Annotated in this window: 12 protein-coding genes; 9 read left to right on the forward strand and 3 right to left on the reverse strand. The window is 71.0% G+C overall.

Features of this window, described 5'->3' with window-relative positions:
* Nucleotides 1–40: 40 nt before the first annotated feature.
* Complete coding sequence (locus tag ACFWN2_RS02110; protein WP_382424265.1) at nt 41–493, forward strand: nuclear transport factor 2 family protein; 453 nt, start codon at nt 41–43, stop codon at nt 491–493.
* Here the strand turns inward: ACFWN2_RS02110 and ACFWN2_RS02115 are convergent, their stop codons facing one another.
* The gene (locus tag ACFWN2_RS02115) at nt 494–1,369 is read right to left on the reverse strand and encodes a helix-turn-helix domain-containing protein (RefSeq protein ID WP_382424267.1); all 876 of its coding nucleotides are present in this window, start codon (nt 1,367–1,369) and stop codon (nt 494–496) included.
* 127 nt (nt 1,370–1,496) lie between these two features.
* Here ACFWN2_RS02115 and ACFWN2_RS02120 point away from each other — a divergent pair, with 127 nt between their 5' ends.
* From ACFWN2_RS02120 to pcaB, 4 genes are read left to right on the forward strand one after another with little or no spacing between them, the layout of a single operon-like run.
* A complete protein-coding gene (locus tag ACFWN2_RS02120) occupies nt 1,497–2,348 on the forward strand; it encodes an SDR family oxidoreductase (RefSeq protein WP_382424268.1) in 852 nt (283 codons plus the stop codon).
* A 26-nt stretch (nt 2,349–2,374) separates the two neighbouring features.
* Nucleotides 2,375–3,076, forward strand: coding sequence for a type 1 glutamine amidotransferase domain-containing protein (locus ACFWN2_RS02125; protein ID WP_382424270.1), 702 nt, complete (start codon nt 2,375–2,377; stop codon nt 3,074–3,076).
* A gap of 1 nt (nt 3,077) precedes the next feature.
* Nucleotides 3,078–4,508, forward strand: coding sequence for an NAD-dependent succinate-semialdehyde dehydrogenase (locus ACFWN2_RS02130; RefSeq protein WP_382424271.1), 1,431 nt, complete (start codon nt 3,078–3,080; stop codon nt 4,506–4,508).
* Nucleotides 4,508–5,851, forward strand: a complete 1,344-nt coding sequence (gene pcaB / locus ACFWN2_RS02135; protein WP_382424272.1) for a 3-carboxy-cis,cis-muconate cycloisomerase — start codon at nt 4,508–4,510, stop codon at nt 5,849–5,851. The genes ACFWN2_RS02130 and pcaB overlap by 1 nt, the downstream gene beginning before the upstream one ends.
* Here the strand turns inward: pcaB and ACFWN2_RS02140 are convergent.
* Nucleotides 5,835–6,188, reverse strand: a complete 354-nt coding sequence (locus tag ACFWN2_RS02140; RefSeq protein WP_382424274.1) for a nuclear transport factor 2 family protein — start codon at nt 6,186–6,188, stop codon at nt 5,835–5,837. The two genes, pcaB and ACFWN2_RS02140, sit on opposite strands and share 17 nt — an antisense overlap.
* Nucleotides 6,189–6,298: 110 nt before the next feature.
* Between ACFWN2_RS02140 and ACFWN2_RS02145 the strand changes: the two genes are divergently transcribed.
* The 4 genes from ACFWN2_RS02145 (at nt 6,299) to ACFWN2_RS02160 (ending at nt 12,081) form a co-directional block, all read left to right on the forward strand.
* Complete coding sequence (locus ACFWN2_RS02145; RefSeq protein ID WP_382424276.1) at nt 6,299–7,267, forward strand: helix-turn-helix transcriptional regulator; 969 nt, start codon at nt 6,299–6,301, stop codon at nt 7,265–7,267.
* 100 nt (nt 7,268–7,367) lie between these two features.
* Nucleotides 7,368–10,580 (forward strand): S8 family serine peptidase, encoded by a 3,213-nt coding sequence (locus ACFWN2_RS02150; protein WP_382424278.1) that lies wholly within the window; start codon nt 7,368–7,370, stop codon nt 10,578–10,580.
* A gap of 60 nt (nt 10,581–10,640) precedes the next feature.
* Nucleotides 10,641–11,615 (forward strand): phosphotransferase family protein, encoded by a 975-nt coding sequence (locus tag ACFWN2_RS02155; RefSeq protein ID WP_382424280.1) that lies wholly within the window; start codon nt 10,641–10,643, stop codon nt 11,613–11,615.
* Nucleotides 11,616–11,679: 64 nt separating this feature from the next.
* Nucleotides 11,680–12,081: an ester cyclase gene (locus ACFWN2_RS02160; protein ID WP_382424282.1), complete on the forward strand. Its 402-nt coding sequence runs from the start codon at nt 11,680–11,682 to the stop codon at nt 12,079–12,081.
* Here ACFWN2_RS02160 and ACFWN2_RS02165 read toward each other — a convergent pair.
* Nucleotides 12,054–12,848, reverse strand: a complete 795-nt coding sequence (locus ACFWN2_RS02165) for an SGNH/GDSL hydrolase family protein (protein WP_382424284.1) — start codon at nt 12,846–12,848, stop codon at nt 12,054–12,056. The genes ACFWN2_RS02160 and ACFWN2_RS02165 overlap by 28 nt on opposite strands.
* Nucleotides 12,849–12,879: the final 31 nt, after the last annotated feature.

Genomic DNA, 12,879 nt, shown 5'->3' on the forward strand with positions numbered 1-12,879 from the left:
ACCCTGTCTGGAACTCCGCCGGAGTCCTAGCGTCGGGATCATGACAGCGGAACAGGTGATCGCGGAGCTGCACGAACGATGGGTGTTCGGCTGGGACCGCCGTGCGGGGGACGCGCCGTTCGACTTCCGGCGCGTTCTCGGCGAGTTCTACGACTGGGAGTCGGATCTCCGCCTCTACGACGACTTCGACCCCGAGCACCGGGTGGCGACGACCGCCGCCGCGTACGGCGCGATCTGGGAGCCCGCCTTCCGCGAGATGGTGTCCGCGCACCACGCCGTGGACGACGGCCCGCACGTGCTCGCCGGTGACGACCTGGCCGCGTCCACGCTGAGGTTCGTGGCCAGGATCGTCACGCCCGACGCCACCTCGGACATCCGCACCACGACCTCGTTGGTGTGGCGGCGGAGGCCGGCGGGCTGGCGGATCGTCCGCGAGCACAACTCGACCGAGGTCCTGCCGGAGGGAGACCTCGACGGCCGGTTCAGCGACTAGTCAGGACTCCGGTTCGGCCACAGGGCTCGGCCGCGCACCGGCCGTCCAACTGGCCAGGATGTCCATGGCCTGCCTCGACGGCGAGTCGGGCGCGGTGCTGTAGACGTACAGCATCGTGTCCGGATCGCCTGGCAGCGCGAGGGATTCGTACTCGACGGTGAGTTCGCCGACGAGCGGGTGGCGCAGCCGCTTGGAGCCGTAGGTGCGCTGGTGCACGCGGTGCTGCTCCCACCACTGGTCGAAGTCGCGGCTGCGTTCACGGAGCTCGCTCACGAGCGCGGTCGTGGCGGTGTCGGCGGGATCCCTGCCCACCTCGAAGCGCAGGCTCTCGACGGCCGCGCGGGCCTGGTCGTGCCAGTCGACGAACAACGACCGCGCGTCGTCGTCGAGGAAGATCCAGCGCGCGTAGTTGCGCTCCTTGGGCGGGATCTGGTCGAAGTCGGCGAACAACGCCTTCGCCATCCGGTTCGCGGCGAGCACGTCGGTGCGGCGGCCGAGGATCAGCGCCGGTTCGCCGTCGAGCGCGTCGATGAGCTGGTAGAGGCCCGGCCGCACGCGCTGCACGCTGCTCGGCCGGCGTGGGGCGGGACCGGCGGGCAGCCCGATGAGGTCGCGCAGGTGGGTGCGCCCGGCCTCGTCGAGTTCGAGGGCACGGCCGATCGCCTCGACCACGGCCGCCGAGGGCGTGATGCGCCTGCCCTGCTCAAGCCGGGCGTAGTAGTCCGTGGACACGCCGGCGAGCAGGGCGACCTCCTCGCGCCGCAACCCCTTGACCCGGCGGACCCTGCCGTCGGAGGGCAGGCCGGCGCGGGACGGGTCGACCTGGCTGCGTGCGCGCCGCAGGAAGTCGGCGAGTTCGCGGTTGAGACTGGCCATGACGTCCATTGTCGCGCAGTCGCGGGAATTACAACTGGACCTCTGAGTCCTAGGTTGCCGCGTCCGAGGTCGCACAGGGCCTGAGATGCGTCCCAACTGGACTGTTCGCTGCGCCAGGCTTCTTCCCATGAGCTTTCCGACCGACTGCCCCGCCACCTGGTTCGTCACCGGCACGTCCCGCGGCCTGGGCCTCGAACTCGTCAGGCAGTTGCTGGAGCGGGGTGACAACGTCGCCGCGACGACCCGCTCGACCGAACGCCTCCTCGCGGCACTCGGCACCGACACGACCCGCCTGCTGCCGCTGACCGTCGACCTGCGCGACGAAGCCGCTGTGGCGCAGGCCGTTCAGCAGACGACCGACCGCTTCGGCGGGCTGGACGTCGTCGTCAACAACGCCGGGTACGGCTTCCTGGCCGCCGTCGAGGAGACCGGCGACCGCGACGTGCGGGACATGCTCGACGTCCAGGTCGTGGGCGTGTGGAACGTGCTGCGCGCCGCGTTGCCGATCCTGCGCGAGCAGCGCGGTGGTCACGTCGTCAACGTCTCCTCGGTCCTCGGCCTGACCTCGGTGCCGGGCTGGGCGCTCTACTGCGCCGGCAAGTACGCGCTGGAGGGCCTGAGCGAGGCGCTCGCCGGTGAGGTCGCGGGCTTCGGCGTCGGCGTCACCATCGTGGAGCCCGGTTACTTCCGCACCGACTTCCTCACCACCGACTCGCTCGCGCTGCCCGAGAACACCACTCCGGCCTACCCCGAGATCCGCGAGATGGTCGAGAACCACCTGAAGCTGCAGGGCAACCAGCTCGGCGACCCGGTCCGCGGCGCCCGCCGCATGATCGAGAAGGTCGTCGGCGGCGACGGTTCGCTGCGCCTGATCCTCGGTTCGGACTCCCACGCCTACGCCAGCGCGAAGGTCCAGGCGCTGCAGGCGACCCTCGACGCCGCCGCGGACACCGCGTCCGCCAGCGACTTCCCCGCTTGACCCACCCCCTGAAACGGAGTCAGCACATGAGCAAGATCCTGATCGTCATGTCCGCCGCCGACGTCTGGGAGCGCACCGACGGCTCGGCCTACCCGACGGGCTACTGGGCGGAGGAACTGGCCGCGCCGCACGAGAAGTTCGTCGAGGCGGGCTTCACCGTCGACTTCGCCTCGCCCGGCGGTGTGCTCCAGCCGCTGGACGCGCACAGCGCCGACCCGGAGATCGCGGGCCCGGAGTGCGCCCACCACGTCGAGCACGCCGAGCGCGCGCTGCGCGAGTTCGGCCCGTTGCTCAAGCTCGACGAGATCAACGTCGGCGACTACGCCGCCGTGGTGCTGCCCGGCGGCCACGGTCCTGTCGTGGACCTCTACCAGGACGCCGACCTCGGCAAACTGCTCACCGAGGCCGACGCCGCCGGGAAGGTCATCGGCGCGGTCTGCCACGGACCGGCGGCACTGCTCTCCGCCGTCGACGCGGACGGCAGGTGGGTGTTCGAGGGGCGCAGGATGGCGGCCTTCACCGACGAGGAGGAGCAGATGTTCGGCACCGCGGAGAACGCGCCGTGGCTGCTCGCGAGCACGTTGCGGGACAAGGGCGCGCTGCACTCCGGCGGGACCGCCTACGAGGCCTACAACGTCCAGGACCGCAACCTGTTCACCGGGCAGAACCCCGCTTCCAGCGCCCCCATGGCCGAAGCGATGATCGCCGCGCTGACCGAGGGGAAGTGACGTGAGCGCCGTGCTCGACCGAGTCCCGAAAGGACTGCTCGTCGCGGGGCGCTGGCGTCCGGGCGCCGCCACGTTCGTCGTGGAGAACCCGGCGACCGGCGAGGCTCTGTGCGAGGTGGCGGACGGGACACCGGCCGACGCTCTCGCGGCCCTCGACGCCGCCGATGCCGCACAACGCCGCTGGGCGGCCGTTCCTCCGCGCGTCCGCGGGGAGGTCCTGCGCAGGGCGCACGACCTGCTGATGGAGCGCATCGACGAGTTCGCCCTGCTCATCACCCTGGAGATGGGCAAGTCGCGGGCCGAGGCGAGGGCAGAGGTCGAGTACGGCGCGCACTACCTGCGCTGGTTCGGCGAGGAGGCCGTCCGGATCGACGGCACCTGGAAGGTCAGCGAGGACGGGACCGCCCGTGTGCTGGTCACGCGGCAACCGGTCGGTCCCTGCCTGCTGATCACACCGTGGAACGCCCCGCTCGCGATGCCGGCGCGCAAGATCGGCCCGGCCGTCGCTGCGGGGTGCACGATGATCGTCAAGCCCGCCGAGCAGACCCCGCTGACCACGGCCGCCTTGGCGGAGGTGCTGCGGGAGGCCGGGCTACCGGACGGGGTGCTCAACGTCGTTCCGACCACGCGGGCGGCGGCGATCACCGAGCCGTTGCTGCGGGACGGGCGGCTGCGCAAGCTGTCCTTCACCGGATCCACGCCGGTCGGACGGTTGCTGATGGCCCAGGCGGCGGGCACCGTCCTGCGCACGTCGATGGAGCTGGGCGGGAACGCGCCGTTCATCGTCTGCGAGGACGCGGACGTCGATGCCGCCGTGGAGGGCGCGATGACCGCCAAGCTCCGCAACATCGGCGAGGCGTGCATCGCGGCCAACCGCTTCCACGTCCACGCCGACGTCGCCGGGGAGTTCACGCGGAAGCTCGTCGCGCGAATGGAGTCGGTCGCCGTGACCGTCATGGGGCCGATGATCGACGAACGCCAGCGGTCCCGCGTGGCCGCGTTGGTCGACGAGACCGTTGCCGCGGGCGCACAGCTGCGGGCCGGGGGAGTCGTGCCGGACGGGCCCGGCTACTTCTACCCGCCGACCGTGCTCACCGGCGTTCCCTCCGGCGCGCGGATCAGCCGTGAGGAGATCTTCGGCCCTGTCGCGGCGATCCGGACGTTCACCTCCGAGGCCGAGGTCCTGCACGCGGCCAACGACACCGAGTTCGGCCTGGTGAGCTACCTCTACACCCAGGACCTGAACCGGGCGCTGCGCATGGTCGAGCGGCTGGAGACCGGCATGATCGGACTCAACCGCGGCTACGTGTCCGATCCCAGCGCGCCGTTCGGCGGGATGAAGCAGTCCGGGGTCGGTCGCGAGGGCGGCAACTCCGGCATCAACGAGTACCTGGAGCAGAAGTACGTCGCCATCGACGCGGGGCGGGCCTGATGGGCAGCACGGTGTTCGACTCGTTCCTGTTCCGCGACATGTTCGGCACCCCGGCCATGCGAGACGTGTTCAGCGATCAGTCCTTTGTGGACTCGATCGTGCGCACCGAGGTGGCGCTGGCCGCGGCGCAGGCACGGGCCGGTGTGATCCCGCAGGAGAGCGCGGACGTCATCGCGGCGTCCTGCGATTCCTCAAGGCTCGACCGCGAACGACTCCGGCGTGACACCGAGAACGTCGGCTACCCGGTGCTGCCGATCGTCACCCAGCTCGCCGGGCAGTGCGGTGACGCGGGAGGCTTCCTGCACTGGGGGGCCACCACGCAGGACGTCATGGACACGGCGGTGATGCTCCAGTGCGCCAACGGGTTGGGCCTGATCGCGGCGGAACTGGACCGGCTGCGGGCGCGTCTGCGGGAGCTGGCCACAGCGCACGCCGACACCGTCACCGCCGGCCGCACCCACCTGCAGCACGCCCTGCCGATCACGTTCGGCTACCGCGTGGCCGTGTGGCTCTCGGCGCTCGACCGCCACGCGGATCGCCTTGCGGCAGCTCGGGAACGAGACCTGATGGTGCAGTTCGGCGGCGCCGCCGGCACCCTGGCCTCGCTGGGTCGGGAGGGCCTGCGGGTGCGCGCGGAACTGGCCGCGGAGCTCGGCCTGCGCGACCCGGAGATCACCTGGCACGTCGCCCGCGACGGCCTGGTCGAGATCGTCACCCTGCTCGCGTCCATCGGCGGTTCCGTCGGCAAGATCGGAACCGACGTGGCGCTGCTCTGCTCCACCGAGTTCGGCGAACTGGCCGAGCCGTTCGTTCCAGGGCGTGGCGCGAGCTCCACGATGCCGCAGAAGCGCAACCCGATCTCCAGCGAGCTCGTGGTCGCCGCCGCCAAACTCCTGCGGGACAAGGCGTCGGCGATGCTCGACGCGATGGTGCAGGACTTCGAACGCGCCACCGGCCCGTGGCACGTCGAGTGGGCCGTGGTCCCCGAAGCGTTCCTGCTGCTCTCCTCCTCGCTGGCCCAGGCCGCGCACCTCATCGCCGGACTGCGGGTGGACGAGGACCGGATGCGCGCCAACCTCGGCCTCACCGGCGGTCTCGTGATGGCGGAGGCGGTGATGATGGCGCTGGCACCGGTCCTCGGCCGCCAGCAGGCGCACGAACTCGTCTACGCCGCGTGCGGCCGGGTCATCGACAACGGCGGCGACCTGGCCGCGGAGCTCCGGGCGCACCCGGTCGTCGTGGCGAGCCTCGGCGAGGACGGGATCGACCGGCTCTGCGATCCCGCCTCGTACCTCGGCAGCGCGGGCGCGATGACCAGGTCCGTGGTCAGCCGCGGGCCTTGAGCATGGGCGACATGTCGAACACGCTGATCACGTGGCTGATCCTGCCGTCGGTGACGGTGAGGTACTCGGTCCCGTGGAGGTTCTTCACGAACGGCAGGTCGACGGCGTAGACGGTCACGGCGCGCGTGTCGTGACCGAGCACGTCGATCACCTCGCCCTTGAGCATCCTGCCCACGAACGGCGCGAGGAACTGCCGGTAGCCCTCGATGCCCTCGATCCGTCCGCTCGGCGCCTCGCACACGACGTCGTCGGCCACGAGGCTCAGCGCCTTCTCGGCGTCGCCGCCGGTCCAGGCCCGGACGTACTCGTCGGCGATGGTCTGCGCGGTCCCGGTCATGACTGGTGGTTCCCTCCTGGTTAGGTCGCGCTCGTCGCGACCTGGTGACCAGAGTGTCGCCGCCCTTATATGTCATCTTCTGTCATGTACGTGGAGAAGAATTCCGGAGCATGAGGTCCGATCGCCTGCTCTCGATCCTGCTGCTCCTGCAGACCCACGGGCAGCTGTCCGCCACCGACCTGGCCGGGCGGCTGGAGGTCTCCGTCCGCACGATCATGCGTGACGTCGAGGCCCTGTCCACGGCGGGCGTGCCCGTCTACACGGTGCGCGGTCCTCAAGGCGGCATCGCCCTGCTGCCCGGCTACCAGACGGACGTCACCGGCCTGACCGCAGACGAGTCCCGCGCCCTGTTCGTGGTGCTCGCCGGCTCCGCGCACGCCGACCTCGGTCTCGGCCACGCCCTGGGTTCCGCGCTGCGCAAGGTCATGGCCGCCCTGCCCGCCCCGCACCAGGGCGGCGCCGACCTGACCAGCAGGCGCGTCCTGATCGACCCGGTCCGCTGGCGGGGGACGCACGGGCAGTCGGACCTGGAGGTCTTCCAACGGGCCGTGTTCGCCGACTGGCGGTTGAGGCTGCGCTACCGGCACGGCCGCGACAACCGCGTGCGCACCTACGTCGTCGACCCGTACGGCCTGGTGAACAAAGCCGGCGTCTGGTACCTGGTCGCCGACCATCGGGGCGAACTGAACCTCTACCGCGTCGACCGCGCCCAGTCGGCCGTCGTCGTCGCCGAACCCGTCCAGCGGCGCGACGGCGTGGAGCTCGACGACGCGTGGGAGTCGTTGCGCCGCCGCATCGACGACCTCCCTTCGCTGCTGGCCGTCACCGCACTGGTGAAGGACGACGTCCTGGCCCTGTTCCTCCGCGTGCACCAGGCGGATCTCGCCGAACCGGAAACCCCTGCCGCGGCCGGGAAACCCGGCTGGAGCCAGGTCGAACTGCGCTTCCGCTCGTTGCGGGCCGTCGAGACCCTGCTCGCCTTCGGTCCCGGTGTCGAGGTGCTCGCCCCGGTGGAGGCACGCATCGCCCTGGCGCGGCAGGCCAGGGCGATCGCCGCGCTCTACGAGTCAGAGGTTTAGACCAATACTGGTAACTGGCAACGGGTGGAAAGTGCCCTGGGAGCCAGTAGATCTCTGTGTGGGCGCAAGGGATCTCTGGAGGGGGCTTATGAGCCACAGGTTGAGACGGTCCGTTGTGGTCACCGTCATCGCGGCGACCGGTTTGGTAGGACCGGGGACACTGGCGAATGCCGCACCGGACACGGCGGCGACGGGTGTCGTCGGATCGGCCGCAGAGGCGAATGCCGCATTGGGTACATCCCCGGCAGGCCAAGGACGCACGATCACCCTCGTCACCGGTGACCAGGTCGTGCTCACCGGATCCGGGCACGCGCAGGTGCGCGCGGCCAAGGGCAGGGAGAAGATCGGCTTCGTCACCCGGACCGACGTCAACGGCGACGTCAGCGTCACGCCGTTCGACGCGCTCGGCATGCTCCGGTCCGGACAGCTCGATCCACGGCTGTTCAACGTCACCCAGCTCCTCGACGACGGCTACGGCGACGCCGAGCGCGGCGACATCCCGTTGATCGTCACGCAGGCGGGCGGCGTCAATGCGCGCACGGTGCGCGAACTGCCGAGCATCGGCGGCGCGGCCGTGGTCGCGGCCAAGGACACCGGGTTCTGGAACACGCGCAACGCCACCAGGATCTGGCTCGACGGTCCCGTGCACGCGTTGCTGGACAAGAGCGTTCCGCAGATCGGCGCGCCGGCCGCCTGGCAGGCCGGCCACACCGGCAAGAACACCAAGGTCGCGGTGCTCGACACCGGCATCGAGCCCACCCACCCCGACCTCACCGGCGCGGTGATCGAGGCGCGGGACTTCACCGGCAGCGCGAGCGGAACCGTCGACAAGCACGGCCACGGCACGCACGTGGCGTCCATCGTGACGGGCGAGCACCCGACGTACCGGGGCGTCGCGCCGGACACGCGGCTGCTCGTCGGCAAGGTCCTCAACGACGCCGGCAGCGGCACCGAGTCCGGGATCATCGCCGGGATGGAGTGGGCCGCGAGCAGCGGCGCGCAGGTGATCAACATGAGTCTCGGCAGCGACGCCCCCAGTGACGGCACCGATCCGTTGTCGCAGGCCGTCAACCGGCTCACCGCGCAGACCGGCGCGCTGTTCGTGATCGCCTCGGGCAACAGCGGTCGCACGCCGGGCTCGCCCGCCGCCGCGGACGCCGCGCTCACCGTCGGCGCGGTCGACCACGCCGACGCGCTGGCCGACTTCTCCAGCCGTGGGCCGCGACTGCGCGACAACGCCGTCAAGCCGGACATCACCGCGCCCGGTGTGGACGTCGTGGCCGCACTGGCGAAGGACAGCCTCATCAGCCGGCTGGAACCGCCGGTCGGGCAGGACCACGTCGCGCTGTCCGGCACGTCGATGGCGACCCCGCACGTGGCGGGCGCCGCCGCGATCCTGGCCGGTCAGCACCCGGACTGGAAGGCGCCGCAGCTCAAGGCGGCCCTGATGGGCACCGCGAAGCCGAACCCGGCGCTGACAACGTTCGAGCAGGGCGCCGGACGCGTGGACGTCGCCAAGGCGGTGACGACGACGGTGCACGCGTCCGTGGCGAGCATCAGCAACGGCATCCAGCAGTGGCCGCACACCAACGACACGCCGATCACCACGGCGGTGAACTACCACAACACCGGCACGGCACCCGTGACGCTGAACCTGGCCGCGGACGTCAAGGACCCCAACGGAAAGGCCGCTCCGGCCGGGATGTTCACCGTCGCTCCGGCGACGCTGACGATCGCTCCCGGCGGGTCCGCACTGGCGACGGTCACCACGAACACGAAGGTCGACGGCGCGGACGGCATCTACAGCGGTGTGGTCACCGCCGGTGATCTCCGCACGCCCATCACCGTCACGCGCGAGGTGGAGAGCTACGACCTCAAGGTGAACGTCCTCGGCTCCGACGGCAAGCCCACGCCGGACTACGCGTTCCGGCTGGTCGACCTCAGCAAGCCGGAAGCACGGGTGCCGTACGACGCATCGGGTTCGTTGACGGTCAGGGCACCCAAGGGCCACTACTACTTCGAGTCCCAGGTGTCCACATCGGACGGACGGCTGTCCGTGGCGATCGAGCCCGACGTGAACCTCGCCGCAGCCACCACGATCACGGTCGACGCACGGCAGGGCAAGCCCGCCGGTCTCCTCCTCGACCGGAGCAAAGCCAAGGCGGGCCAGCGGTTCGTGGAGTTCGCCCGGTCGACCTCCTACGGCGGCAAGGACCACCTGCGCACCACGATCAGCCCGCCCGAGTACGGCGACGTCCTCGTCAGCCCGTCGAGGACCTCGGCACCCGGCCAGTTCCGCTACTCGGTCGGCGGCAGGTTTGCCGAGCAGGACGGCACCGGCAGCTTCGACGCCAGCCCGTACCTCTACAACGTGCGGGGTGACGTCAACGGACGCATGCCGGCCGATCCCGTGCTCCGGTTGCGGGACAAGGACCTGGTCAAGGTCCGCACCACGCACGGCGCCACCGCGCCGGGCACCCTCGGCACCCGCGAGAACATGATCACCAAACCGCTGCCGTACGTCCTCGACGAGCTCTACTCGCCGGAAACGCCGTGGTTCAACGACTTCACGGAGGTGACGACCGCGGGCGAGTACCAGTCGCGGCTGTTCTCCAGCGCACCGACGAGCTTCCCGAAGGTGAGGACCGCGACCGACTCGTTCAACCTGGCGGTGTTCGGCCCCGACCTGCCCTCGAACCCCGGCAGGCCGACCCGTTACGCCAGCCGTTCCACCGACACGATGGTGTTCCAGGTCCCGCTGTTCGCCGACTCCGGCCAGAACCGCGAGGGGTTCTCCGCCCACACCGGCACCTCCACGCTCTACCGCGACGGCGTGGAGATCGGCAGGCTCAACAGCGCCAGCGGGTTGTTCGCGGTGGGCTCCGGCCCGGCCACCTACCGCCTGCGCACGGAGGCGACGAGGGACCGCCAGCTGACCAGCAAGATCGTCGCCGACTGGACCTTCAGGTCCGACACGGTCCCCGAGGGCCCGGCGAAGGCGCTGCCGCTGATGGCCGTGAAGTTCACGCCCGCCGTGGACGGCCACAACCGCGCGAGCCGCACGTCGTCGACGATCGTGCCGTTGTCGGTCAACCACAACACGGGTGTCGAAGCACGGCCGACTTCCGTCCAGGTGTCGCACGACAGGGGAGCGACGTGGCGCACCGCCCCGCTGTTGAGCTACAACGGCAGGTGGGTCACCGTCCTGAGCCACCCGAAGGGCGCCACCTCGGTGTCGCTCAAGGCGTCGGCCAGGGACACCGACGGCAACTCGGTCACCCAGACCGTCGTTGACGCGTTCCTGCTGAAGTGACGGCTTCCGGCCGGGTACCGGTTCCCGGTACCCGGCCGCCACCGCGAACCGGGGAGTTCGATGGACAACGGGCACCGGCTCCGGCTGGACGACGACACCCTGCGCCGGGTGCTGGGCGCGTCGGGCGTTGATCCGCTCACGGCGACCGGCTGGGCGGAGCTGACGGAGGGCACCTACAACACCGCCTACCGCATCCGGCTGGCCGACGGCTCCGGCCTGCTGCTGAAGGTCGCGCCGAGCCCGGACGCGCCGGGCCTCACCTACGAGCGCGACCTCATGAGGACCGAGACCGCCTTCTACCGCGCGGCGGGCGGGCACGCGGTGGTACCGGAGGTCGTGCACGCCGACTTCAGCCGCACCACCGTCGCGGCGGACCTCCTGCTGATGACGGAGATCCCTGGCGGCAACCTGGCGGCGCGCGGTGCCACGACCACACCCGGCGAACGATCCGCGCTGCGCACCGACCTTGGCCGGGTCGTCGCCGGTCTGCACCAGGTCACCGGCACCGGCTTCGGCTACCCGCAGCTGGGCCTCGCCCGCACCTGGCGCGAGGGGTTCCTGTCCATGGTGGACGCCCTGCTGGCCGACGCCGGGAGGTTCGCCGTGCCGCTGCCGGCCGACGACGTCGCCGGGCTCATGCGGTCGCACGCCGCGCTGCTCGACGAGGTCTCCCGGCCCGTCCTGGTGCACTTCGACCTGTGGGACGGCAACGTGATGGTCGACGCCGGGCGGGTCAGCGGGCTGATCGACGGCGAGCGCGCGTTCTGGGGGGATCCGCTCGCGGAGTTCGTGTCGCTCGCGCTGTTCGACGACGTCGAACGGGATCCCGCGTTGCTGTCCGGCTACGGCGCGGTGGAGTTCACGCGCGAGGCCAGGCTGCGGCTGGCGATGTACCGCAGCTACCTCTACCTGATCATGCTGATCGAGGGGACACCGCGGCGGTACTCCGGTCCGGGCCACCAGCACCAGGTCCAGCTGGTCCTCAAGCACCTGAACGCCGAGCTGGCGATGCTGAGGGCCGCCGGCGCTGCGTGAACCCTCGCCAACGGAGCTGAAAGACCACGCGGCGACGACCTGGCCGCACGCCTAGCCTGAGGGCGTGGACGAGAACACGGTCGAGGCCCGGTACCGCGGTTATCTCGACTGCCTGAACGACCGGCGGTTCGAGGACCTCGGCCGGTTCGTCCACGACCCGGTCGTCCACAACGACCGGCGGCTGACCCTCGCGGAGTTCCAGGACCTGCTGCGCCGCGACGCCGCGGAGATACCGGACCTCCGCTACGAGATCGACCTCCTGGCGGTGCGCGGAGATCTCGTCGCGTGCCGGATCACGTTCGACTGCACCCCGCGGTCCTTCCGGGGACTGCCGGCCGCGACCGAGCGGATCTCGTTCGCCGAGCACGTCTTCTACCGGTTCCAGGACGACCGGATCGCCCGCGTCTGGTCCCTGGTCGACCTGGACGCGATCCGCGCTCAGCTCGGCGTGCCGATCTCGCCCTGACCGAGGTGGCGCGCCGTGCCGTTCCACGGGCCGCGCGGGAGCTGACTGGGCAGGCCGCGGCGGAAGTCGGTGCGCAGGATCGTGCAGAGCGAGCGGATCTCGGCCAGCCGCTGCGTCGCGCCGACGGGCGGCCCGGTCGCGATCCACGGCGTGCGGGCCTCGCCGAGGAGGAGTTCGGCGAACGTGTGCGCGATGCCGGCGTGACCGTGGGTGCCGGGGTGGACGCGGTCGATCGACCACATGCGGGGCGCGTGGGTGCGCTCGTCGTGCCACAGGTCGTACAGGACCGCCTCGTGCCGGTCCGCGATCTCGCGCACCAGGTCGTTGACGTGCCGCAGGCGTGAGCGGGTCGCCTGGTGCCGGGTCGCGGAGCCCGGCCAGAACCGGGTGATGTCCGGCAGGGTCGCCATCATCACGCGCGCGCCGCCGTCGCGCAGGGCGGTGACGGTGGCGGTGAGCGCCGTGCTGACCGCGGCGCCGTCGAAGCCCTGCCGGTCGAACGCGTCGTTGGCGCCGATCATGATGCTGACCAGGTCCGGCTTCAGCCGCAGCGCGGGTTGCAGCTGCTGCTCCAGCACGTGCTGGGTGCGCCATCCCCGCACGGCGAGGTTGTCGTACTCCAGGCCCGGCCAGGCCTGGTCGAGCTCGCCCGCGAGGACGTCGGCCCAGCCGCGCAGGCTGCCGTCCGGGCGAGGATCGCCCACTCCCTCGGTGACGCTGTCGCCCAGCGCCACGAACCGCCGCACCGGCTGAGTACTGTCAACCATACTCAGCACGGTAGCCGATCAGCGCCACGAC

The sequence above is a fragment of the Lentzea sp. NPDC058436 genome (assembly GCF_042721515.1).
Lineage (GTDB): Bacteria > Actinomycetota > Actinomycetes > Mycobacteriales > Pseudonocardiaceae > Lentzea.

Coding starts and splice junctions, on each gene's coding strand:
- ACFWN2_RS02140 (WP_382424274.1), bottom strand. CDS start 6,188: ATGACCGGGACCGCGCAGACCATCGCCGACGAGTACGTCCGGGCCTGG.
- ACFWN2_RS02120 (WP_382424268.1), top strand. CDS start 1,497: ATGAGCTTTCCGACCGACTGCCCCGCCACCTGGTTCGTCACCGGCACG.
- ACFWN2_RS02115 (WP_382424267.1), bottom strand. CDS start 1,369: ATGGCCAGTCTCAACCGCGAACTCGCCGACTTCCTGCGGCGCGCACGC.
- ACFWN2_RS02110 (WP_382424265.1), top strand. CDS start 41: ATGACAGCGGAACAGGTGATCGCGGAGCTGCACGAACGATGGGTGTTC.
- pcaB (WP_382424272.1), top strand. CDS start 4,508: ATGGGCAGCACGGTGTTCGACTCGTTCCTGTTCCGCGACATGTTCGGC.
- ACFWN2_RS02145 (WP_382424276.1), top strand. CDS start 6,299: ATGAGGTCCGATCGCCTGCTCTCGATCCTGCTGCTCCTGCAGACCCAC.
- ACFWN2_RS02165 (WP_382424284.1), bottom strand. CDS start 12,848: ATGGTTGACAGTACTCAGCCGGTGCGGCGGTTCGTGGCGCTGGGCGAC.
- ACFWN2_RS02125 (WP_382424270.1), top strand. CDS start 2,375: ATGAGCAAGATCCTGATCGTCATGTCCGCCGCCGACGTCTGGGAGCGC.
- ACFWN2_RS02155 (WP_382424280.1), top strand. CDS start 10,641: ATGGACAACGGGCACCGGCTCCGGCTGGACGACGACACCCTGCGCCGG.